General features: G+C 62.0%; 20 protein-coding genes. 14 read left to right on the top strand and 6 right to left on the bottom strand.

Annotation, left to right across the window (positions count from 1 at the left end):
* Positions 1-216: 216 nt before the first annotated feature.
* The gene (locus C479_RS03070) at positions 217-1,515 is read left to right on the top strand and encodes a dicarboxylate/amino acid:cation symporter (RefSeq protein WP_007697648.1); all 1,299 of its coding nucleotides are present in this window, start codon (positions 217-219) and stop codon (positions 1,513-1,515) included.
* A 48-nt stretch (positions 1,516-1,563) separates the two neighbouring features.
* Here C479_RS03070 and C479_RS03075 read toward each other — a convergent pair whose 3' ends face one another.
* Together C479_RS03075 and C479_RS03080 are read right to left on the bottom strand one after the other, a co-directional pair.
* Entirely contained in the window at positions 1,564-1,950 is a 387-nt protein-coding gene (locus C479_RS03075) for a Zn-ribbon domain-containing OB-fold protein (protein ID WP_007697650.1), read from the bottom strand.
* 61 nt (positions 1,951-2,011) lie between these two features.
* Entirely contained in the window at positions 2,012-3,175 is a 1,164-nt protein-coding gene (locus C479_RS03080; RefSeq protein ID WP_007697651.1) for a thiolase C-terminal domain-containing protein, read from the bottom strand.
* A gap of 211 nt (positions 3,176-3,386) precedes the next feature.
* Between C479_RS03080 and C479_RS03085 the strand changes: the two genes are divergently transcribed.
* On the top strand, positions 3,387-4,454 hold the full coding sequence (locus C479_RS03085; protein ID WP_049907025.1) for a M42 family metallopeptidase: 1,068 nt from the start codon (positions 3,387-3,389) through the stop codon (positions 4,452-4,454).
* A 104-nt stretch (positions 4,455-4,558) separates the two neighbouring features.
* Positions 4,559-5,623: a hypothetical protein gene (locus tag C479_RS03090; protein WP_007697653.1), complete on the top strand. Its 1,065-nt coding sequence runs from the start codon at positions 4,559-4,561 to the stop codon at positions 5,621-5,623.
* A 58-nt stretch (positions 5,624-5,681) separates the two neighbouring features.
* On the opposite strand, the gene C479_RS03095 is transcribed toward C479_RS03090, so the two are convergent.
* Positions 5,682-6,209 carry a type II toxin-antitoxin system RatA family toxin gene (locus C479_RS03095; RefSeq protein WP_007697655.1) on the bottom strand — a complete coding sequence of 176 codons (528 nt, stop codon included), beginning with the start codon at positions 6,207-6,209 and terminating at the stop codon, positions 5,682-5,684.
* A 107-nt stretch (positions 6,210-6,316) separates the two neighbouring features.
* Between C479_RS03095 and C479_RS03100 the strand changes: the two genes are divergently transcribed.
* From C479_RS03100 to hpt, 5 genes are all read left to right on the top strand, one after another.
* The gene (locus tag C479_RS03100) at positions 6,317-7,060 is read left to right on the top strand and encodes an NAD(P)/FAD-dependent oxidoreductase (protein ID WP_049907026.1); all 744 of its coding nucleotides are present in this window, start codon (positions 6,317-6,319) and stop codon (positions 7,058-7,060) included.
* 142 nt (positions 7,061-7,202) lie between these two features.
* Positions 7,203-7,988 carry an NAD-dependent epimerase/dehydratase family protein gene (locus C479_RS03105; RefSeq protein ID WP_007697657.1) on the top strand — a complete coding sequence of 262 codons (786 nt, stop codon included), beginning with the start codon at positions 7,203-7,205 and terminating at the stop codon, positions 7,986-7,988.
* 73 nt (positions 7,989-8,061) lie between these two features.
* Positions 8,062-9,261, top strand: coding sequence for a bifunctional phosphopantothenoylcysteine decarboxylase/phosphopantothenate--cysteine ligase CoaBC (gene coaBC / locus C479_RS03110; RefSeq protein ID WP_007697658.1), 1,200 nt, complete (start codon positions 8,062-8,064; stop codon positions 9,259-9,261).
* A 110-nt stretch (positions 9,262-9,371) separates the two neighbouring features.
* The gene (locus tag C479_RS03115; RefSeq protein WP_007697659.1) at positions 9,372-9,944 is read left to right on the top strand and encodes a DUF7344 domain-containing protein; all 573 of its coding nucleotides are present in this window, start codon (positions 9,372-9,374) and stop codon (positions 9,942-9,944) included.
* 139 nt (positions 9,945-10,083) lie between these two features.
* Positions 10,084-10,656, top strand: a complete 573-nt coding sequence (gene hpt / locus C479_RS03120; protein ID WP_007697661.1) for a hypoxanthine/guanine phosphoribosyltransferase — start codon at positions 10,084-10,086, stop codon at positions 10,654-10,656.
* Between the two features lie 119 nt (positions 10,657-10,775).
* On the opposite strand, the gene C479_RS03125 is transcribed toward hpt, so the two are convergent.
* The 3 genes from C479_RS03125 to C479_RS03135 are packed head-to-tail and all read right to left on the bottom strand — an operon-like array spanning position 10,776 to position 14,431.
* The gene (locus C479_RS03125) at positions 10,776-12,155 is read right to left on the bottom strand and encodes an ABC transporter ATP-binding protein (protein WP_007697665.1); all 1,380 of its coding nucleotides are present in this window, start codon (positions 12,153-12,155) and stop codon (positions 10,776-10,778) included.
* Positions 12,152-13,213, bottom strand: coding sequence for an ABC transporter ATP-binding protein (locus C479_RS03130; protein ID WP_007697667.1), 1,062 nt, complete (start codon positions 13,211-13,213; stop codon positions 12,152-12,154). Before C479_RS03130 ends, C479_RS03125 begins: the two co-directional genes overlap by 4 nt.
* A 3-nt stretch (positions 13,214-13,216) precedes the next feature.
* The gene (locus tag C479_RS03135) at positions 13,217-14,431 is read right to left on the bottom strand and encodes an ABC transporter permease (protein WP_007697668.1); all 1,215 of its coding nucleotides are present in this window, start codon (positions 14,429-14,431) and stop codon (positions 13,217-13,219) included.
* A gap of 343 nt (positions 14,432-14,774) precedes the next feature.
* Between C479_RS03135 and C479_RS03140 the strand changes: the two genes are divergently transcribed.
* From C479_RS03140 to C479_RS03165, 6 genes are all read left to right on the top strand, one after another.
* Positions 14,775-15,716 carry an ABC transporter permease gene (locus C479_RS03140; protein ID WP_007697670.1) on the top strand — a complete coding sequence of 314 codons (942 nt, stop codon included), beginning with the start codon at positions 14,775-14,777 and terminating at the stop codon, positions 15,714-15,716.
* A gap of 346 nt (positions 15,717-16,062) precedes the next feature.
* Positions 16,063-18,024 carry an ABC transporter substrate-binding protein gene (locus C479_RS03145; protein WP_007697671.1) on the top strand — a complete coding sequence of 654 codons (1,962 nt, stop codon included), beginning with the start codon at positions 16,063-16,065 and terminating at the stop codon, positions 18,022-18,024.
* 66 nt (positions 18,025-18,090) lie between these two features.
* The gene (locus C479_RS03150; RefSeq protein ID WP_007697674.1) at positions 18,091-19,047 is read left to right on the top strand and encodes an ABC transporter permease; all 957 of its coding nucleotides are present in this window, start codon (positions 18,091-18,093) and stop codon (positions 19,045-19,047) included.
* Positions 19,040-20,095, top strand: coding sequence for an ABC transporter permease (locus C479_RS03155; RefSeq protein ID WP_049907027.1), 1,056 nt, complete (start codon positions 19,040-19,042; stop codon positions 20,093-20,095). Before C479_RS03150 ends, C479_RS03155 begins: the two co-directional genes overlap by 8 nt.
* Positions 20,095-21,174 carry an ABC transporter ATP-binding protein gene (locus C479_RS03160; protein WP_007697680.1) on the top strand — a complete coding sequence of 360 codons (1,080 nt, stop codon included), beginning with the start codon at positions 20,095-20,097 and terminating at the stop codon, positions 21,172-21,174. The genes C479_RS03155 and C479_RS03160 overlap by 1 nt, the downstream gene beginning before the upstream one ends.
* On the top strand, positions 21,171-22,490 hold the full coding sequence (locus tag C479_RS03165) for an ABC transporter ATP-binding protein (protein ID WP_007697683.1): 1,320 nt from the start codon (positions 21,171-21,173) through the stop codon (positions 22,488-22,490). Before C479_RS03160 ends, C479_RS03165 begins: the two co-directional genes overlap by 4 nt.
* Positions 22,491-22,499: the final 9 nt, after the last annotated feature.

Raw genomic sequence — 22,499 nt, forward strand, 5'->3', positions numbered from 1 at the left:
GAAGCTACCGGTGATTTTGGCCGGCAGCTGCGACACCCACATCCGGGTGGTGGGAAGGAACTGAGGACCATTCGAAGCCATCAGTCCGGTTTTTGCTCGGCAACTCGTCCACAGACCGATCACAGATTGCGCCACCGGCGACAAACGACCGTCACAGGTGGCTTCAAATTTGGGTGGGAGAGATAGCGGTTTACATAGACGGACCGTGAAACGTGTATGACATCGATCGGTTCAGTCTGGCAGCGGTATCGATCGGTCCCGCTGATCTATCGGATCACGCTCGCGTTCGTGTTCGGATCCGTAGCGGGCATCGCATTCGGCGACCGGATGACGGTCGTCGAACCGCTCGGGGACCTCTTCCTCCGACTGCTCAACATGCTGGTGATCCCGATCATCGTCTTTACGTTACTGACCGGGATCCGCCAGCTCTCACCGGCCAGACTCGGCCGAATCGGTGGGGCAACCGTCGGGCTCTACGCGGTGACAACCACCATCGCAGGGATCATCGGGCTCGCCGTGGCGAACGTCCTTCAACCCGGACGAGGTGTCGAGTTTACGGGCGGTGAAGCCGAATCCCAGGCGCCACCCTCGCTCACCGAAGTCGTCCTCGGGATCGTCCCGAACAATCCCGTCGCCGCGATGGCCGAGGGGAACCTGCTCGCGACCGTCTTCTTCGTGATCGTCTTCGGAATCGCACTCACCTACGTACGGGCCCAGCAGGACGAGGTCGCAGACCGCGTAGACTCGGTGTTCGAGGCGTTCGAGATCGGCGCCGAAGCGATGTTCGTCGTGGTTCGCGGCGTCCTCGAATACGGTGTCGTCGGCGTCTTCGCACTCATGGCCGCCGGAATCGGTACCGAAGGGGTCGGCGTCTTCTCGTCACTCGGGGCACTCGTCCTCGCCGTCGCGATAGCGGTCGGCATCCACATCTCGTTTACGTACCTGTTCCTCCTGATGAGCGTGGTTGCGGACGTTTCGCCAATTGCGTTCCTCGCCGGGTCGAAGGACGCAATGGTGACCGCTTTCGCTACCCGGTCGTCGAGTGGCACGCTTCCGGTGACGATGACCAACGCGGAAGAGGACCTTCGCATCAAAGAACGGATTTACTCGTTCGCCCTTCCGGTCGGGGCCACGGCGAATATGGACGGTGCCGCCATCCGGCAGGCGATCACCGTCGTGTTCGCCGCGAACGTGGTCGGGCAACCGCTCGCCCTCTCGGAGCAGGTCCTCGTGCTGATCGTCGCCGTCCTGATCAGTATCGGCACCGCCGGCGTCCCCGGGGCAGGGATCGTCATGCTCACCGTGGTGCTCAACCAGGTTGGGCTCCCGCTTGCCATCGTGGGATTCGTCGCTGGCGTCGACCCGATCCTCGGTCGCATCGCCACGATGAACAACGTCACCGGCGATCTCGCTGTTTCGACCGTCGTCGGCAAGTGGAACGACGCGATCGATCTGGACAGAGGCGTTTGGACGCAGACAGAACCCGACACCGCTACTGGCGTATCGGGCGATTAGCCAGCGCGGCCACGGATTTCTGCAGAACAGACAGGAACCGGGGTGGGCCTATCGCGGTCGAAATCCGACGAGCCGTTCGCCAGTCGTGTCCGTCTCGATAACTGTCGCTTCGACGGTGAGTCCTGGTTCGATCTCGTCGGGATCGAGTTCGAGGACGCGACCAGTCACTCGGACGGGGCCGAAGTCGACGATTCCGGTGACGTAGGGTGCGTCGTCCGCGAACGCCGGGGTCGGAACGTGAGTGACCGTGAACGTGTCGAGTTCCCCGGCCGTGGGAAGGGGCGTTTCCGAAAGCTCCCCCGACCCACACTCGGGGCAGACCCGTCGCGGTGGAAGTGAGCCGTGTCCCGCCGTACACTCGAGATAGAACGCCTGGTCGCCCTCCAGGGCGTCGAGCCAGTCGTCATAGCCGTCGTTACGAACGTCGTCGCTCATGCGACCACCTCCAGCGCGTCGCACTGGCGCTGGCGTACTCGCAGGAACTCATTGCACTCGTTCATGCGACCACCTCCAGGACGTGGACCACACAGGATGCCACCGTGCCCCCGGCGTTGTGAGCGACGACGGTGTCCCCGTCGATCGCGTCACTGTGTGGGTGATGTCCTTCGAGCAAGTGGGTCAGTTCGACGAGTTGGGACGCGCCGGTCGCGCCGACCGGGTGGCCCTTGGCCTTCAGTCCGCCGGAGAGGTTCACCGGTACAGGGCCATCGACGGTCGTGTATCCGTCCCGAGCCGCGGCGATTCCCTCGCCACGGTCGACGATGCCGAGCGACTCGATCGCCAGCACTTCGGCGATGGTGAAGCAGTCGTGGACTTCGGCCGCAGCGACGTCGTCGGCCGTAATATCGGCATCTTCGTACGCTTCGGCTGCGGCGTCGTCCGCGGCGGGCGAGCGCGCGAGGTGCTCCCGATCGTGGAGTGCCATCCGGTCGCCTCCCTGCCCGGAGCCGGTAATGGCGACGGGAGCAGCGAGGTCGTGCGTCTCGGCGTACTCGTCGCTGACGAGGACGAGGGCCGCGGCACCGTCGGAGATCGGACAGGAGTCGTAGAGCCCGAGCGGTTCGGAGACGGCGGGCGCCTCGAGGACGTCCTCGACCGAAATCTCCCGCTGGTACTGGGCCTTTTCGTTCTCGAGGGCGTGCACGTGGTTCTTCACGGCGACGTGGGCGAGGTCCTCTCGCCCACCCCCGAACTGATCGAAGTACGCCGTGGCCATCAGGCCGTACGCACCGGGGAACGTCACGCCGGCACGGACCTCCCAGAGGTCGTCTGCGGCGATCGCGAGGGCCTCCGTCGCCCCGGCCGTCCCGAGGTGGGTCATCCGTTCGGCCCCGCCGACCAGACAGACGTCCGATTCACCGTTCCGGATGCTGACGACGGCATCTCGAATCGCCGTCGCACTCGAGGCACAGGCTGACTCGTACCGGGTTGCCGGAGCAGAGACCCCCGCCGCTTCGGCCATCAGCGGTCCCTGATGACCCTGGTGTTCGGCGAGTTCGCCCATGAAATTTCCGTACCTCACTATCTCGACGTCCGTTCGCGAAACGTCGGCATCCTCGAACGCACTGTCGGCAGCCTCCGCGAACAGGTCGCGACCCGTTCGGTTCGGGCTGGCTCCGAACGACGTCAGTCCGACACCCGCGACGCGCACCTCACTCATATGCGCCCGAATACGATACGGTCCGGTTAATACCTCGTGGTTCGTACCGTACCTTGAATTCGCGGACGAGTTCCAGAATCACGCATCCGATACCTGGCGATACAGCCTGTGTGTCGGGGCCTCGTTTCGCTCTACTATCATATCCTTGGCCCGTCCAGGGCCAGTAGCCTGTAACCAGACGCTTATGTTCACACGCTCGCGAGTGACGGGCATGGAACCTCACCAACTGGACGAATCTATGGCGGTCGAGCTCACCGAAACCAGCGGTGTCCCAGGGTACGAAGATCGAATCCGTGAACTCGTACGAGCCGAGTTTGCCGACTCCGTCGATCGCGTCAGGACAGACGCGATGGGTAACGTCGTCGGCACGATCGACGGTTCGACCGACTACGAAGTCGCCGTCGCGGCCCACATGGACGAGATCGGGTTCATGGTCAGCCACGTTGAGGGTGACGAGGGCGAAAGTGGCTTCCTCAAGTTGGATGCGCTCGGCGGCTGGGACGCCCGCGTCCTGAAGGCCCAGCGCGTCACCGTCCACACGGAAGACGAGGACCTCCCAGGGGTGATCGGTTCCCCACCGCCACACACGATGGACCCCGAGGAACGAGAGACGCCCCCAGACGTGGAGGACGTCGCCGTCGACCTGGGCCTCCCCTACGAGGAGGTCGAAGACCGCGTCTCGGTCGGCGATCTCGTCACCATGGACCAGTCCACCGAGTTGGTGGGTGAAACCCTCACCGGAAAGGCCATGGACGACCGAATCTGCCTCTACGCGATGCTCCAGACGGCCCAGGCGATCGATAATCCCGACGCGACGATCCACTTCTGTGCGACCGTCCAAGAAGAGGTCGGCCTCCGCGGCGCTCGGGCACTCGGCGTCGACGTCGATCCGGACCTGGCCATCGCCATGGACGTGACGGTCGCGAACGACGTCCCGGAGTTCGACGAGGGCGAGCACGTCACTCGACTCGGTGAGGGAACAGCGATCAAACTCAAAGACGGCAGCGTCATCACCAGCCCGAAAGTACACCGCCGGTTCAAAGCCATCGCCGAGGACGAAGGCATCGACTACCAGTTAGAAGTCCTGCCAGCCGGCGGAACGGACACGGCTGGCTTCCAGCACACCCACGGCGCCAAACCGGTCGGCGCGCTCTCGATCCCGAACCGCTACATGCACACCGTCACCGAAGCCGTCCACCGCGACGACGTGGCGGCGACGGTCGACCTGCTGACGGCCTTCCTCGAACGCGAGGATGGAACGGCCGACTACATGCTTTAAGCGCCGGCGGGAGCCCAGGCACGTTCGACAAGTCCATCGCTGGGGGACGATCACCATTTTTCAGAACCACAACCCGTATTAACTTCCCTTGGATACGTGTTGGTATGAAACGGAGAACGGCCCTCAGCGGAGTGACCGGCGCCATCGGCGTGGGTCTGGCAGGCTGTCTGACCGACATTGGCGGTGGCTCGAAGCCTGAGACGGACGGTTCGACGGAATCAGAACCGTGCGAGAGCGGGCATCAACTCGTCGAAGCGATCGTGAACGAGGAGTACGAGGAAGCGGTCGAATACGCACCGACCGCGTACGACTCCGCCGATCAGTTCTCGAGAATAACCGAACAGTACCGCCAGGCACAGCTACCACCGGTCGACGGGATCGAATGTAGAGATACGGGCCACGAGACAATCAGAGAGTATGATCGGGAGCTCGATGCCGACGTAACAGACGCTGCCTCCGTCGAGTACGCGCTCACGACATCGATTGCCGACGAACCCGTCGACCTCACCGTCGAGGTAACGGCCATCGAAATTGACGACGAGTGGTACACCTGGATTTCCGATGGGCTGCTGACGCGGGTGAATCCCGGCGTCCGAATCGAGAGCGACGGAATCGGTGCCGTCACGATAACGTTTGCCGAGCGAGGCGCTGCCAAGCGACTCTACGTCCAGGGAGCGTCGATCGAATCACCGACTAACTACCAGTTGATACGCGAGGAAGAGTCGCTGACCATTTCTGCTAACGAGGTCGGAACGGGGCGGTTCGACGTGCTCGGAGAGGGGTGGGACGGCCAGACGGAAGTCGTCTCCCAGTTCTCGCTCGGAAGCCGGGAAAGTTGGGCCGACGTCGAGGAAATCGTCTTCCGGGGGATGACGACATCGTGGGTCGGCAAAGACCCCGCCCACATCGAGGGCGTGGACAATCCGACGCTGGTCCTCGAACGGGGCCGCGAGTACCGTATCGGGTGGGACGAGGGCGACGGAATGGCTCACAATATAGAGCTGCGAAACAGTACCGGTGAGGTCGTCAACGAGTACTACACTGAAATCACACCGGAACCTGACGAGAGTCAGTTCCTCACCGTCACCGCGACGGACGAACTGGCTACCTACCGGTGCACGCCCCACCCAACGATGGACGGTGAGATCGAGGTCGTCGACGAACTGTAGCGCCGGTCCGACCCCAACTCCGTCGCCGCGAACGGCTACCGAACCAGACCACTCACGTCTATGACCCGGGCTGCTCGTGAACCGTGAGTTCGACGTCGCGAGTCTCGCCCTCGATATCCGCGACCAATCGACGGACGACCTTCTCGGCCTCGTCGTACAGCCGCGGGCGGACGAGTCCGATGACCCGGTCGAGCGAGACGAATCGCGGCAGGCTAATCGCGTTCGGATCGGCCGTATGCGGGTCGTACGCGACGTCGAAGAACAGTCGGCTCGCCGTCTCCACGTCTGGTGGGGCAGCATCGGGAGCCGGTTCGATGCGCCACTCGCCGGCGGCGTCGACGTCTTCGCGGAGGCGCCACGCGAGCCGTTCGGGGGCGTCGATCGCAGTCACTTCGGAGCGAGCGGTGTAGGTGAGTTTCCACCACGAGAAGTCGAGATCGTAACGCGTCCCGATCCCGCCGTCGCCGTCGGCCGAGACCGCATCGAGGACGGGCGCGTAGTTCGGGTACGTCCGAAAGTCCCTGACCGTCTCGAAGACGGTTTCCGGATCCCGATGAACGAGCGTGCTGAGGACGATCCGATCCACACTCGCCCTTCGCGGGCGGGGAGGGTAAGCGTTACTCGTCTGCGCGGATGCGGATCCGCCTCGAATCGAATCGGAACCGTTGTGGGGTCGCCGATGGAGTGACACCCATGTACGATTGCATCGTCGTCGGTGGCGGCGTTGCCGGACTGTCCGCCGGCCTCTACACGGCCCGCGCCGAGCTCGATACGCTCGTCGTCTCGGCCGGAGAGTCGATCCTCGCCCGAAACGCGAGTCTGGAGAACTATCCCGGACTGCCAGCCGGATTCGACGCACGACGCTACCTGTCTATCGTCCGTGATCAGGCTGAATCGGCTGGCTGTACGGTCGTCGATGATCGGATCGAGCGTGTGGCCGGTAGTGTCGAATCGGCGAGCGGCCCAGAAGTCCGGCCGTTCAAACTCGCGGGGGCAGACGGGAACTACGAAGCCCGCCGGGTCGTCGCGGCCTCCTGGCCGGACAGCGAGTACCTCACCGAGACCGATGTCGAGCGAATCCAGCGCGGGAACAAGCACGTCGTGTCGGTCGATCGAGCCGGGCGGACGACCGTCGACGGGCTCTACGCGGCGGGCCGAATCGCCGACACACCCCATCAGGCGATCGTCGCTGCCGGCCACGGCGCCACAGTCGGTCTGGCGGTGGTCCAGGACAGCGACACGCCGTTCTACCACGACTGGGTGGCACCACGGGGATACTTTACCGGACGGGACCGCGACGTCCCACCCGCCTGTGACGAGATCGAGGCCGACGAACGGCTGGCTCGCGACGAGCGAGCTCGGAGACGGTTAGCCCAGAAACTCGAGGAACCGTTCGCCGACGAACCGACGCAGCATCCACGCGTCGTCGACGAATAACTGAGCCAACCGCACGTGTCGCGGGCAAATAACTGACCAATCACCCACGCCCCGTCGACGTGTGACGGTCACCGGTCCGTCGCCAGTCGCAAAGCGCACACGACGGGTGACGTTTCTTCCTGCCGGGCGCCGTCAACGGTGCATGGCAATCGTTGCGATCACCGGTGGCACCGGCAACGTCGGGCGACAGGCCCTCGACGCGCTCGACGAGCACGAGACGACGGTACTGGCCCGCAGCGATGCTGACGATATCGACGTCGTCACCCTCGATGTAACCGATCGGGACCGGTTCGTCGAGGTTCTCGATGGGTACGACACACTCGTGCACCTGGCGGCGAACCCGTCGCCGTGGGCCTCGTGGGACGAGGTGCTCGACGCGAACGTCGACGGGACGTACAACGCCTATCACGCCGCCGTCGAGAACGACCTCGACCGCGTCGTCTTCGCGAGTACGAACCACACGATGCACATGTACAACGCCGCCGACACGGCCGAGCCCGAGTCGCTCGTCGAGCAGCCTCGTCCCGTGTTCCCCGACGATACCCCGCGACCAGATTCACCGTACGGCATCAGCAAGGTCGCGGGCGAAGCCATCGGGACGTACTTCGCGGATCGCTACGGCCTGACGGTCGTCAACCTGCGCATCGGCTGGTTGCTGGACGACGAGTCGCTCCGTGAGACCCAGTCCGAGGACGACGACCACGCCAGGTTCGCTCGCGCGATGTACCTCAGTCCGCGAGACTGTCGCGACGCCCTTCGTAAATCCGTCACTCACAGCATCGAGGAGTCGCCGTTGACCTGCCACGTCGTCTCCGCGAACGACGAACGATACTTCTCGATCGTCGAGGCCCAGACGGATCTCGGCTATCGTCCGCGGGACAATGCAAGGCGGGTTCTCGACAGTGAAACGTCGGCTGACCAGAAGTAGATCCCAGGAGGCCACGACACGGGAGTCAGTGGTCAACGTTTAACCCGCCACGGCCGCATTCGTCGGATACCACATGCCGCCGCTCGAAGACGTGAACGTCGCACTCGGGGTGACTGGGTCGATCGCGGCCGTGAAGACGGTAGAACTGGCCCACGAGCTGCGCCGCCGTGGCGCTTCTGTCAGGGCAGTGATGAGCGAGAGTGCGAGCGGGATCGTCCATCCCAACGCTGTCGGCTACGCAACCGGAAACGAGACTGTCACCGAACTTTCCTGGCGGGTCGAACACGTCGAACTGTGCGGTCGCGACGGGTGGGCCGACGTCCTCCTGATCGCCCCGGCGACGGCAAACACCGTCGGAAAGCTCGCCGCCGCCATCGACGACACACCCGTCACGACGACGGCGACGACGGCGCTCGGCGCCGACGTTCCGGTCGTCGTCGCACCGGCGATGCACGAACCGATGTACGACCACCCGGGCGTGCTCGCGTCCCTAGAGCGGATCGAATCGTGGGGCGTCGATCTCGTCGATCCCAGGATCGAGGAGGGGAAAGCGAAGATCGCGACCGAGGACGCGGTCTGTACGGCCGTCGCCCGGGCGACGGGAGAAACGCCGCTCGCAGGGGAGCACGTCGTCGTCACAGCCGGGGCGACTGCCGAGCCGATCGACCCCGTCAGAGTCCTCACGAACCGCTCGTCCGGACGGATGGGGCAGGCCGTCGCCCGTGCCTGTTACGTTCGCGGCGCGGACGTCACGCTGATCCACGGACCGGTCGGCCCCCATTCGGTCGAAAAGCCAGCGAACACGCACGACAGGACGCTACCCGACGCCGACGTGATCAGCGTCGAAACGACCGCCGAGATGATCGAGGCAACCCGATCGGCCTGCGAGACGGCGAGCGTCCTCGTCTCCGCAGCCGCTCTCGCGGATTACACGACCGACGAACGGGACGGGAAGATTCGATCGGGCACCGAGCGCGAACTGACGCTCGAACCGACGGCCAAGCTCATCGATACAGTCAGGGCAGACCGGCCAGATCTCCCCATCGTCGGCTTCAAGACCGAGACGAGTGGCGACGAGCAAGCCATGATCGACGCAGCGCGAGACGTGCTCGACCGGGTCGGCCTCGCCTTCGTCGTCGCGAACGACGCCAGCGTGATGGGCGAAGACGAAACCAGCGCGTTGCTCGTTCACGCAGGTGACGTCGCCTCGTTTACCGGGACGAAGGCCGATCTGGCCGAGGCGATTGCACGCTCACTCGAGCAAGTCGTCTAAACTGCACCGCCGCCAGCGATCAGTCAGGAAGGTTAAATAGAACGCGTTCGTGCCAACGAGTGACCGGATCCACAGCCCGCCATGGATCCAATACGCCCACCAATTCCAGTATGCTGCCCGATCACGCACCCACAGACCAGCTATCGAAAGGCGAAGTATTCGAGGTGTTGCGCAACCAGCGACGGCGATTCGTCCTCCAGTATTTAAAGCAGGACGACCGACCGGTCGAACTCGGAGACCTGGCTCAGCAGGTCGCTGCCTGGGAGTACGAAACGACGCTCGACGGCGTCACACCCGAACAGCGAAAGCGCGTCTACACGACGCTCCAGCAGACGCACTTGCCGAAGATGGACGAGTCCGGCATCCTCGTATTCGACTCCGACGCTGGCGTGATCGAGGCCACCGATCGAACCCGTGACATCAGTGTCTATCTGGAGATCGTCCCGGGACACGAGTTCGCCTGGCGAGAACTGTACCTCTCACTCGGGGCCATCAGTTGCGCACTCGTCGCGGCGCTATGGGGTGGCGTCTACCCCCTCACCATCGTCCCGACACTGGGCTGGACGGCCTTGCTGGCGCTCGTCTTTACGGCGACCGCGGCCGTCCACATCTACCACGAACGGACGATGCGCCTGGGCTACGGGAGCCACCCGCCCGAACTCTCCTATCGGGACGAGACCTAAGAGCGAGCCGAGAAGCGATCGATCGGGGGCCGATCCTTCGTGAGCGAGAGACGGGATACTATGACCTCGACAGATATCGGTTCTCCCCGAGGCATTCGACATTCGTCAGGTTTTACTCCGCGTCGGCCCCACCAGCGACATGGATCAACTGGAACGGTCGCTTCGTGAGGCGCCGATCGTCGAGAAAGACGACGGCTACCAGTACTTCGTCCACCCGATCAGTGACGGCGTCCCGAAACTCGATCCCGGACTCCTTCGAGAGATCGTCATCAGAATTATTCGAAAAGCCCATCTCGAAGAGGTAGACCGCATCGTCACCCCCGCGGCGATGGGAATCCACATCTCGACTGCCGTCTCGCTCATGACCGACCTTCCGCTTACAGTCATCAGAAAACGGGAGTACGGTCTCGAGGGAGAAGTCGCCATCGCCCAACAGACTGGCTACTCCGAGAACGAGATGTACATCAACGACGTGCACGAAGGCGAGCGCGTTCTCGTTCTCGACGACGTCCTCTCGACAGGCGGGACGCTCGCATCAGTCATCGACGCGCTAAACGAAATCGGCGCCGAGGTCGTCGACTCAGTCGCCGTCATCAAAAAGGTCGGCGGTGCAAACGAGGTCGAAGACAGCGGCTACCACGTCAAGACACTCGTCAACGTCGACGTGGTCGACGGCGAAGTCGTCATCGTCGACGCGAACGGCGACGACTGACGACGAGGCGGCTCAATTCACAGGTGACGGACGCGGGTCGGAAACCCGCACGACGGTTCCATATCTGCAGTACCTCGAAGAAACAGGCAGCGAAACGACACTCGACCGTCGGCTTCGAGTTAGAGACCGGCCCCACGCCAGGCGACCGGTTCGGCCTCACGGTCGGGGTCGTACCGATGGCAATTGACCGGCCGGCCCCGGTGGGTCGACTGGGTGGGAACTACCTGTTCACAGACCGTCGGCAGGACAGACGCGAGTTCCTGACCGGCAGTTTCGACGTCACCCGACGCGACAGCCTCGACGGCCGACCCGATGCGACGATTCAGTTCTTGATCCGCGAGCTCCGTGGGAAGGTCGAATTCCTCCCTGACGGTCGCCGCGTCGACATCGCCCACGGTTGTCGGATCGACTGCCGACGGCAACTCGCCCGTTTCGATGGTAAATCGAAACGCCGCTAGCGTCTGCCACTCCTCGTCGGAGACGGCCAGGTCGGCCGGTGGGATCAGCTCCGGACAGCGGGTGTGAAACCGGCAACCTGACGGCGGATCACCCGGATCCGGAATCGTGTCGGTGAGCGGGCTTTCGAACGTTCTGTCGCTCGGATCGAGACTCGGTACCGAGTTCATCAGCACACGCGTGTACGGGTGCGCGGGCGACTCGAGAACGTCCTCGATGGGGCCCTGCTCGACGATCTCCCCCAGGTACATGACGGCGACACGATCGCAGAAGAGCCGAACGACGTCTAGATCGTGGCTGATAAAGAGGATCGAGATATCGTGTTCCCGGCGGATGTCTGCAAGCAACGCGAGAACGTCGGACTGGACGCGCGCGTCGAGAGCGCTCGTGGGTTCGTCCGCAACGATCAGATCCGGGTTGCAGACGAGCGCTCGCGCGATCGAGATCCGTTGTTTCTCCCCCCCGGAGAACTCGTGGGGGTATCGATCGGCGTCGTCGCCCGACAGCCCGACGCGTTCGAGGACGTCCTCGACGATCGCGCGCCGACGTGATTCGTCGGACATGCCGTGAAGGGAGAGAGGCTCCGCGACAGCGCTTCCGACCGTCAACCGTGGATTAAACGCCTCGTTCGGATCCTGAACGACGAGTTGCGCTCTGCGCCTAAACGAGCGAAGATTGGGCCCCGAGAGGTCGGTGACCGATTCTCCGTCGAAGACAATTTCGCCGGCTGTGGGTTCCTCGAGGCGAAGAATCGAGTGGGCAGCCGTCGTCTTCCCGCTCCCCGACTCACCGACGAGGCCCAGAGCCTCACCGCGGCCGATGTCGAAGTCGATACCATCGACGGCGCGCACCCGACCGACCTCGCGGCGAAGGAACCCGCGCGTGATGGGATAGTGCTTCTCCAGTCCGCGGACCTCGAGAAGCGGGTCCGAATCAGCCACCACGGGCGATCCCTCGATGTTTGCGCTCGAACTGTGGTCGACGGCATCGGATTCGGCCTCGGATGTCGCCGCGTGCGGGGAGCCCGCGTTCGTTTCGGTCATCGCGACACCTCCGATACGGAATGAACTTCGGTGGACGCATCGAGGACTCGCTCCGGGTCGCCATCTGGGCTGAAATGGACGCACGAAACAGAGTGATCGGCGTCACTATCGAGTGTGTAGAAGTCGGGCTGATCGCCGCCTTCGCACGCCGGTTCGGCGTACGGACACTCCGCACGGAAGCGACAGCCGTCCGACGGCAGCTCCCCGCGCGCCGACCGATCGTTTCGTCTCGAGAGGCCGTCGTAACTGTCGAACAGCGCCTGTGTATACGGGTGGGCAGGCGTGGAGAAGACCGTGTCTACCGGCCCCCGTTCGACGATGGTACCGCCGTACATGACGACGACGCTATCCGCGAGCGAGGCAACGACCCGCAGATCGTGCGTAATCAGCAGGATTGCCGTGTCGTCGTCCGTGAGGTCACGGAGGAGTTCTATCAGTTTGGCCTGCACCGTGACGTCGACGGCCGTCGTTGGCTCGTCGGCGACGAGCAGGTCCGGGTCTGCGGCGAGCGCGATGGCGATGGCGACGCGCTGGCGCATGCCGCCGGAGAACTCGTGTGGGTACTCGTCGATCCGATCGTCGGCTCGCGGGATACCGACCTTTCGGAGGAGGGAGATGGCGCGTTCGCGAGCGGACGTACCCGACCGCTGTCCGTGGATCGTCATCGCTTCGACGATCTGATCGCCGACCGTGTAGACCGGATCCAGTGCTTGTTGTGGGTTCTGGAAGACGTGGGCGATCCGATCGCCGCGGATCGATCTGAGCTCCCGCTCGCTCGCACCGTCGATCCGTTTGCCGTCGAACGTGATTTGCCCGTCGGTGATCCGGGCAGGCGGTTGGGGGACGATGCCGGTGAGCGATTCGCACGTGACGCTCTTCCCGCTACCCGATTCGCCCACGATGCAGACCGTCTCACCGCGATCGACGGAGAAACTCACGCCGTCGACCGCGGGGAACTGCTCGCGTTCCGTCTCGATGAAGGTTCGGAGACCGTCCACCGAGAGAAGAGGTTCGTTCGATCGCGTCGACGTCGTCGTGGAGTTTGCGTTCGATGACATGGATCAGTTGGTTTGTCGGGGATCGAGGGCGTCTCGAAGGGCGTCACCTGATAGTTTGAGCGAGACGAGCGTTATCGTCAACGCAATTGCTGGGAGCGTCGAAACCCACCAGAGCTTACTCGACGTCGCTGGTGGGTCGACGTAACTCTGTCCGGTGCTCACGGACAAAGTGAGGCCCTCCTGGATCGTCGATCCCCACGAGTAGGTTTCGATGTGGTGGAATCCGAGGAACGCGATGCCTGCCTCGACGAGGACGAACAGGGCAAGGAGGTGGAAGACGGCGGGAACGAGTGTATTCGTGATATTTGGAATGATGTGGCGCCGCCCGATGTACGGGGCCGACGCCCCGAGACTCCGTGCGACGAGGACGTAGCCGTCCTCACGTCGCTGGAGCGTCTCACTTCGAACGATTCTGGCGATGCCGCCCCAGCTCAGCAGGCCGAAGGTCACCAGTAAGAGCAGTAACGAGACGTTCCAGTACATGTACCCCATGATGAACACGAGAATCGCGGGAATGCATAGCTGGACGTCTACGTAGCTCATGAGCAGGTCGTCGATTCGGCCGCCCCGAAAGCCGGCGACGATTCCCACAATCGCCGCGAGGGGAACGACGAATGCGAGAGTGAAGAGCACGACGTCCATCGCGACTGACGCGCCTTCGATCAAAAGGTACCCCATGGGCTGGCCGCGGTGGTTCGTCCCGAGAGGATTGGCCATCGACCCGTGGCATAACCTCGTGAAGCCGTCCGCCGCGGTTGTCACTTCGCCCGCACACTGGTTCGCCCACCCCATCTTGCTCGTGGAACCGATCGGCGGGTTGTACTGGTTTCCGAACGAGATCCGCACGTCGCCGTAAATGGCCGGACCGACGATCCCGGAGAACGCGAGTAACGAAAGAAATCCCATCGCGATCGCGTGTGCGGGTCTGGAGACGATCCGTCGGACGATCTGTTTCGTTCTGGCACCATGACGGACGAGCGGAACACCGACGAATGACCCGATGAAGACCAGTCCAGCGAAGACTAGCCAGTCGAGGGTTTCGACCTCCCAGGTGCCAAGAAAGTATAATCCTGTATACGAATCGTACGTATACATCGCGAACAGAACGACCAGTCCGACAACGAAGATGAGCCGCTGTGAGGTTACTAGCGACCGCGTACGCTCTATTTCATTCCAGTCGACGTCCTCGAATCGATGGCGGGACGGATCCGTGCTCATGAAGGACGAGTGGGAATCACTGGCAATGCCATATAAAGTTGTCTGACCACTTACGCTACCTGTCGAACATATTGGCAACAACCAACGGCAACTACAAGTGCGACCAAATGATCCAAGGACGGACGGGCAACGACCAGCCCAGCGGACCGACGTGTCTGAAATCGGAAATTATTTTACGTGTTAACAGATACCACCTGACGATGTCCGCCAGGCTGGAACGAGTACGCAACCGACGCACGCGCAGCATCCGAGCGGTTGATATTCCCCCGGAAAACCGGTCGCGAACGGCCGAGCCAGGGCGTCAGAGCGTGGTCGAACCCGATCGGGAGCCGAGGCGATTGCGATGAGCCTCGGTCGACTCTTCGCCAAACGGATCGCGCTCGGCTTCGTCGCCGCATGGACGGTGCTGACGATCGTCTTTGCGGCCTTCAATCTGAGCGAGGACTGGGTCCTCGCAGGAATCGAAGGCCAGATGCGTTGGGGCGGCGCGAGCGAAGCGGAGGTCGAAGCGCGAACGAGGGAGTACATGGCGTCACGCGGGCTCGACGAACCACTACTCGAACGATACGTCGACTGGATGGGCCGGATGCTCACGTTCGACTGGGGACAATCGATCACGTCGGGTGAGCCGGTGATCGGGTTGGTCCGAGAGGGACTAGTACGAACCGCAGCGTACGTCGTCCCCGGCATCACGCTGGCGATCGTACTCGGCATCGGGTTCGGCCTGTACGCCGCACTCCGACCCGAAAGTAGACTGGCGGGCCTCGGTATCGGCACCGCGTACCTCGCGTTCGCCGTCCCGAACTTCTGGGTCGGTGGCATGCTCTACTCGCTCGACGGAACCGCCTTCGACGCACCGCCCGTCCTGTTCGATTCGATTCTCCCGATCGTGCTAACAGCGACGACGCTCCTGGGAGGGTACGTAAGTTACGCACGTGCCCACTCGCGCGAGTACGCGTCCACGCAATTCGTCAAACTCGTCAAAACCAAAGGAGCGGGACCGATCACTGTAGCCCGACACATCGTCCGTAACGCAGCGATCCCGTTCGTCTCCATGGTCTTCGTCGAGGCACTGGCACTGCTCGTTCTCTCGGTGTTCGTGATCGAAACGCTGTTCGGCATCGACGGGTTCGGAATGCAGCTGTTCACGGCTATCGAGACGAGAGACTTACCTATCGTCCTCGGGAGCACGTTGGCCATCGTCGCCGTGGGGATCACCGGCAATATCCTCCAGGACATCGCATACACGGCGCTCGATCCACGCGTCGACACGGGCGCTCGATAAATTTCGGTATTCGATCAGGGACGATTCTGCATCCGCAATCGATCCGAATCGCCGCCAGGCCGATCAACAAAACCCGACTTTCCAGGCGGCCTCACGACCGTTCGAAACACCCGGCGAATGCGTCCGCGATAGGGTCAAGAGAAATTAAATTTATATCTTCCCCAAAATAGGTAATTTGAAAGGCCGGGCGAAGGTACCGAAGATAACCAAAGGCCATATCCTTCCACTGCACCGTCTTTTGCCAAACGAACGACGGGTCGTGGCCCTACACAACACCTATCGTGTGGGAAGCAGACTCACTCAGAAACAATACTTATATATGGGGTAAGTACACTGTTGACACACAATGGTGCTAGACCAGGCCAAATCAGCGACGGACGTTGACCGACGATCGGTTCTGAAGACTATTGGTGCAGGTGGTGGAATCGCTCTCGCCGGCTGTCTCAACGGTGGAGATGACGAGGGCGGCGACTTCCCGATGAAAATTACGCTCGAAGTGAACGCGGACAACGACGACCGCCTTGAGATGGTCGAGCTCATCGCAGCCTCCCTCGAAAAAACGGACTACTTCGAGGCTAAGGTAAAGACGTACGAGTGGACGACGTACGTGAGTCGTGTCATGGGCTCCGAATACCCGAACAAGGGTGTCGTCCCGTGTATCGGACTGGCCGGGACGTTCAACCCCGGCAGCTTCTGTAACGCCCTCCACCACACGGACAACATCGGACAATGTTGTAACCTGACCGGCGTGGGCAACGAGGAACTGGACAGTATGATCGAAGACGCTCGATACGGAATCGAGGTCTCCCAGGACAACGAACTCCGCGGCAAGCGCTACGACGAAGTCTGGAACGAACTCGCCGACAACAAATTCAGTTCGATTACGCACTTCGACGTGCAGAGCGTCATTACGACGAACGAGGTCCACAACTTCGTTTCATACCCGTTCCAGCAGTCACTGATTAGTCACGCGCTTTACTCAGCCGCCGACGAACAGGTTGCGTGGATCGACCGCGATAACGCCGCGTCGCCGGACAGTCGGTCGTCGCTGTCCGATCTGAAAGAAGGTGGTGAACTGAGCGTCGGTCTCGGCGCCAACCCGTCGTCGTTCGACCCGCCGTACAGCACGGACACGACCTCGAGTATCGCCCAGTCATACATCTTCGAATACCTGACTACCTCGGACTCCCAAGGGAACGTCTACCCGTGGCTCGCCGAGGATTACACCATCGAGGACGTTCAGGATATCGATCTAATGGCGTACGAGCCGTATATGACCGAGGTCCAGACCACGGAAGAGGACGGACTCGACACGGACGCGCAGGTCATCGTTCAACACCCGGAGGACAGCCCCGCCGATCAGGACACGGTCCGCGTCCTCACGCCAACGGAAGCCGCCGATGCGGTCGCCGACGGCACCTACGGGATGCACTTCCGGTACGAACTCGAAGAGGGCGTTTCGTTCCACAACGGCGAGGAAATGACGGCGGAAGACGTAATCGCCTCGCTCAAGCGCGTCGAAAATTCCCAGATATCCGCCCAGACGTTCGACTCGGTGCTGCACGCTGAAGCTGTCGACGACTACACCGTCGACTTCTACGCACAGATCCCGGACGCGGAAGCAGAGCGCCTCCTCACGAGTACGACGGCGATCATGCCGAAGGAGGTCGCCGAGGCGGGTAACGGCGAAGTCGACCCACGTAACAGCGTCGATCCGGTCGGCACGGGCCCATACGAGTTCGGCGAAATCGACGACGGGAACTACTTCACTGTCGAGTCGTTCGACAGCTACTGGATGCACGACAAGGGGATTCAGAACAAGCCCTGGTTCGACGGTCCCTCGGAGTTCCCGAACGGCCCAGTGGTCGACACCGTCTACAACGAAGTCGTTCAAGACACCAGTACCCGGCAGGGATCACTTCAGGCCAACGAGCTAGACGTTACGTACGGGCTCAACGCATCGACCCTCGATAGCTTCGTCGAGAGTGAGGACTTCATCGTCGACAGCGTCTCCGCCGGCGGATACGAGTACATCCAGTACCCACCCGCCGTCGAACCGTTCGACGATCCTCGATTCCGCAAGGCGATCAACTACCTCATTCCCCGACAAATGATCGTCGACAACATCCTCAACGGCTGGGGAGAACCGGCGTGGACGTCCCTCCCCGAGCTCGCACGCGGTGCCGGAACGGCGGACTACGAAGCGCTCGAATCTAAAGTCAGACCAACGAACGAACACAAGCCGGAAGAAGCTGTGTCGCTCCTCGAAGAAGTCATCGAGGACAAAGGCTACTCCTCGAACGTCTAGAATCGAACGGCTCTTTCGGACCGACGCCTTTTTAGTATGTGGGCAGCAACCACGCGATAGAATACCATGAGCCTCAGACGGTTTATCGTAAAGAGACTTCTTGCAATCATCCCAATTCTGTTCGGGGTGTCGATAATCACGTTCGGGCTGGTCCACCTTACACCAGGTGATCCAGTACAGCAGATCCTCGCTCTCAACCCGAGGGCTGGACCGACTGAAAAGCAGCAGTTACGGGAGCAATTCGGTCTCGCCGCACCGATCTGGGAACAGTATCTGAACTGGATGAAGGGCGTCTTCACCGGCGACTTCGGCGAGGTGTATCGCTCGCGCCGTGCCGTGTCCGAAGTCATCTACTCGCGCCTGCCCGAAACGCTCCTCCTCGGCCTCTTCGGCTGGGTGTTCGGGCTTGTCATCGCGATTCCGACCGGGATCTACGCCGCCGTACACAAGGACCAGCTCGGCGACACCGTGAGCCGATTCGTGGCGCTCTCCGGGATCTCCATCCCGAACTTCTGGCTCGGTCTGATGCTCATCCTCATTGGCTCACTCACCCTCGGCTGGTGGCCGGTCACGGCACCCAAGCGGGCGCCGCTACTCTCGTTCGATATGCTATGGTACCTGATACTGCCGGGACTGACCATCGGTACTGCAGCAGCATCGTCAATCATGCGCGTAATGCGGACGTCCATGGCCGAAGAAATGAACAAGGAGTACGTGACCGCCGCGAGAGCAAAGGGGCTCCCCGAACGGACGGTCGTCCTCAAACACGTACTCCGAAACTCGCTCATTTCCGTAGTGACGCTGGCAGCAACGCTCACCGCGAGTATCGTCGCGGGATCCGTCATCATCGAGCAAGTGTTCGCGTGGCCAGGACTCGGACAAACGTTCATCCAGGCCATCAGAAACGCCGAATACAACCTCATCATGGCGATCACTCTCTTTACGGGCGTGTTCATCATCCTCGCTAATCTGGTAGCAGACATCCTGTACGCAGCACTCGACCCGAGGATTCGATATGACTGATAAAAACGTACTCTCCGGACGCGGTCGCATAGAAATCACCGGGTTCAACCCGGAACGAGTGGAACAGCGAGACAGCCTCTCCGGCTGGTCAGAGGAGGCCGGCCGAGCCACACAGAGTCGATGGTCACGGGCGTGGCAGCGGTTCAAACGCAACCGGAGCGCGCTGCTTGGCGTGGTCGTCGTGGCGCTCCTCGCCTTCCTCGCCATCTTCGCACGGCCGATCGAAGTCTTCGGCCTCACCGTACAGCCGTTTTCGCTCGCGCCGCATCCGCCGGGGGAACTCCTGTACTTCAACCACCCCGGCGAGGGATTCACCGGCGACTACCAGCCCCCGAGCATGAAGGCGCCGATGGGCGTGGACGGTGACGGACGCGACATCTTCTCGCGCCTCCTCTACGGCGGTCGCTACAGTCTCTCCATCGGATTTATCGTCGTCGGGCTAACCGCCGGCATCGGGCTCCTCTACGGCGCCGTCTCGGGATACTACGGCGGCTGGGTCGACGAGATCATGATGCGGATCGTCGACGTCATCTACGCCTTCCCCGGGCTCATCTTGTCGCTGATCATCGTCTCCATGCTCGGTCGGGGCTACACGCAACTCATCATCGCCTTCTCCCTGTTCGGCTGGGCTGGGTACGGGCGACTCGTCCGCGGGGAGGTGCTAAAGGTCAAAGAGAACGAGTACGTGATGGCAGCCAAGGCACTCGGCGCACGCGACAGAAGCGTCGTGCTCAGGCACATCGCCCCCAACACGATGGCACCCTTACTGGTAGTCGCCTCACTACGAATCGGGACCGTCGTCATCGGCGTTGCCGCGCTCGGGTTCCTCGGACTCGGCATGCCCCCAGGAAGCGCAGAGTGGGGGACGATGCTCGATGGGGCCCGCAACTCGCTGATCCGTCTCGATACCGGCCCCAAGTGGTGGGCGACCGTCTTCCCGGGAACAGCAATCTTCCTGTTCGTGATGTCGATGAACATGATCGGTGACGGGATCAACGACGCCCTCGACGCCCAGCAGACCGGCGTCGGCAAGGGAGGTGACGAATAATGGCCCTGCTCGAAGTCGAAGATCTGACGGTCAACTTCTACACGCAGGATGGTACCGTCAACGCGGTCGACAATCTTACGTACTCCATCGAACGCGGAGAGAAGTTCGGCGTGGTCGGCGAAAGCGGGGCCGGAAAGAGTGTAACCGCGCTCTCGCTCATGCGACTCATCGACAGTCCCGGCCACATCGAAAGCGGGGAGATCCGCTTCAAGGGCCAGGATATCCTATCGATGTCCGAAGACGAGGTTCGATCGATCCGGGGCAACGAGATCGCAATGATCTTCCAGGACGCCCAAACGGCACTCAACCCGGTGTACAGCGTCGGCGAGCAGATCGCCGAGGCGATGCGACACCACCTCGACTACAGCAAATCCGAGGCCAAAGAAGAGACGATCGACCTCCTCGCGAAAGTCGGGATTCCGGAGGCCAGAAAGCGCTACAGTGATTACCCGCACGAATTCTCTGGAGGGATGCAACAGCGTGCCATCATCGCGATGGCCCTATCCTGTGATCCGGATCTACTGATCTGCGACGAGCCCACGACGGCGCTCGACGTGACGATCGAAGCGAAGATCTTAGAGGAAATCGAGTCCCTCGCAGAGGAGTTCGACACGGCGATTCAGCTCATCACGCACGACCTGGGAGTCATCGCAGAGATTTGCGACCGTGTCATGGTAATGTACGGGGGCAAACCGGTCGAGAAGGCGCCTGTCGAAGAATTGTTCTACGATCCGAAACACCCCTACACGGTCGGCCTGATGAGTTCGATTCCGCGGATCGGCGACTCAACGGACCGACTCCAGACGATTCCGGGCAAAATGCCCGACCTCGTCGAACTCCCGCCGGGGTGTAGCTTCCACCCGCGCTGTCCGTACGCCGAAGAGGCCTGTACGCTCAGCGAGCCCGAACTACTCGACACCAAGACAGGTAAGCCCGCCTCGGAGGTGGGTACCAACCACTCAGCTGCCTGTCTGGCATACTCCGGTGACCTGACCGGCGAGCTCGACTACTCGGTTACGGTAAACGAGGATTCGAAATCGAACGCGCCCGCCAGCCAAATTACAGGTGACAACCAATGAGCGAACCCATCCTCGAAGCGCGCGGACTCAAGAAGTACTACGACACGGCCAGCGGGTTCATGGACAGTATGCTCGGTCGGTCGAACAAGGTCAAAGCCGTCGACGATATCGATCTCGAACTCCACGAGGGCGAAACGCTCGGCGTCGTCGGCGAGAGTGGGTGCGGAAAGACGACACTCGGTCGGACGATGCTGCGGCTCATCGAACCGACGGAAGGGTCGGTGTACTACAAGGGCCAGGATCTGACAGAACTGTCCTCGAGTGAACTCCGAGATGTCCGGACGGACATCCAGTACATCTTCCAGGATCCGTTCTCGAGCCTGAATCCGCGGATGACCGTCGGCGACATCATCGGCGAGCCGCTCGACATCCACGGCATCGCCGAAGGGCAAGAGCGAGACGAACGGATCTACGAACTCCTCGAAACCGTCGGCCTGAACCCGAGCCACAGTCACCGGTATCCTCACGAGTTCTCCGGTGGACAGCGCCAGCGTATCGGCATCGCCAGAGCCCTCGCTGTTGATCCGGAGGTCATCATCTGTGACGAGCCAGTCAGCGCACTGGACGTCAGCGTGCAGGCCCAGATTCTCAATCTGTTAGAAGATCTCCAGGAGGATTTCGGCCTCTCGTATATCTTCATCGCGCACGACCTGAGCGTCGTCGAGCATATCTCGGACCGCATCGCCGTGATGTACCTCGGCAAGATAGCCGAGACCGGCACAACCGACGAGGTGTTCGAACCGCCGTACCATCCGTACGCCGAAGCCCTGCTCTCAGCGATTCCAGAACCGGATCCGCTGTGGGACGGCGAACAGATATACCTCTCAGGGTCGGTTCCATCACCAATCGATCCGCCAACCGGCTGTCGGTTCCACACCCGCTGTCCGCGGGTGATCCAGCCGGAAGAGTACAACATGCCACAGAAAGAGTGGCGACAGTTGATGGACTTCAAACAGCGCCTGCTTACGAGCGACAGCCTCAAGTCAATCGCACAGGTGACGGACGAAACCGTCGACCTCGACTCGATCACGCGGGACACCCTTGACGAGCTCATCAGGCGGGAGTTCGATCTCCCAATGCAGCTTTCGGATATGCAGGCGGAACAGGTCATCTCGCAGGCCGTCGACCGACTGACGGAGGAGAACTTCGAGGATGCCCGAGCGCTCGTCGCAGACGGGTTCAAGTCGCCCTGCGAACAGGTCGATCCCGAGTTACAGTCGACCGGCACAACCCACCGAATCGCCTGTCACCTCTACGACGATGATCCGAAACAGCCGGGTGCCACAAATACGAGCGACGCGGTAGCAGACGACTAAGCAGTTCTA

The organism is Halovivax asiaticus JCM 14624 (genome assembly GCF_000337515.1).
GTDB classification, from domain to species: domain Archaea; phylum Halobacteriota; class Halobacteria; order Halobacteriales; family Natrialbaceae; genus Halovivax; species Halovivax asiaticus.

Coding starts and splice junctions, on each gene's coding strand:
- C479_RS03070 (WP_007697648.1), top strand. CDS start 217: ATGACATCGATCGGTTCAGTCTGGCAGCGGTATCGATCGGTCCCGCTG.
- C479_RS03075 (WP_007697650.1), bottom strand. CDS start 1,950: ATGAGCGACGACGTTCGTAACGACGGCTATGACGACTGGCTCGACGCC.
- C479_RS03080 (WP_007697651.1), bottom strand. CDS start 3,175: ATGAGTGAGGTGCGCGTCGCGGGTGTCGGACTGACGTCGTTCGGAGCC.
- C479_RS03085 (WP_049907025.1), top strand. CDS start 3,387: ATGGAACCTCACCAACTGGACGAATCTATGGCGGTCGAGCTCACCGAA.
- C479_RS03090 (WP_007697653.1), top strand. CDS start 4,559: ATGAAACGGAGAACGGCCCTCAGCGGAGTGACCGGCGCCATCGGCGTG.
- C479_RS03100 (WP_049907026.1), top strand. CDS start 6,317: ATGTACGATTGCATCGTCGTCGGTGGCGGCGTTGCCGGACTGTCCGCC.
- C479_RS03105 (WP_007697657.1), top strand. CDS start 7,203: ATGGCAATCGTTGCGATCACCGGTGGCACCGGCAACGTCGGGCGACAG.
- coaBC (WP_007697658.1), top strand. CDS start 8,062: ATGCCGCCGCTCGAAGACGTGAACGTCGCACTCGGGGTGACTGGGTCG.
- C479_RS03115 (WP_007697659.1), top strand. CDS start 9,372: ATGCTGCCCGATCACGCACCCACAGACCAGCTATCGAAAGGCGAAGTA.
- hpt (WP_007697661.1), top strand. CDS start 10,084: ATGGATCAACTGGAACGGTCGCTTCGTGAGGCGCCGATCGTCGAGAAA.
- C479_RS03125 (WP_007697665.1), bottom strand. CDS start 12,155: ATGACCGAAACGAACGCGGGCTCCCCGCACGCGGCGACATCCGAGGCC.
- C479_RS03130 (WP_007697667.1), bottom strand. CDS start 13,213: ATGTCATCGAACGCAAACTCCACGACGACGTCGACGCGATCGAACGAA.
- C479_RS03135 (WP_007697668.1), bottom strand. CDS start 14,431: ATGAGCACGGATCCGTCCCGCCATCGATTCGAGGACGTCGACTGGAAT.
- C479_RS03140 (WP_007697670.1), top strand. CDS start 14,775: ATGAGCCTCGGTCGACTCTTCGCCAAACGGATCGCGCTCGGCTTCGTC.
- C479_RS03145 (WP_007697671.1), top strand. CDS start 16,063: ATGGTGCTAGACCAGGCCAAATCAGCGACGGACGTTGACCGACGATCG.
- C479_RS03150 (WP_007697674.1), top strand. CDS start 18,091: ATGAGCCTCAGACGGTTTATCGTAAAGAGACTTCTTGCAATCATCCCA.
- C479_RS03155 (WP_049907027.1), top strand. CDS start 19,040: ATGACTGATAAAAACGTACTCTCCGGACGCGGTCGCATAGAAATCACC.
- C479_RS03160 (WP_007697680.1), top strand. CDS start 20,095: ATGGCCCTGCTCGAAGTCGAAGATCTGACGGTCAACTTCTACACGCAG.
- C479_RS03165 (WP_007697683.1), top strand. CDS start 21,171: ATGAGCGAACCCATCCTCGAAGCGCGCGGACTCAAGAAGTACTACGAC.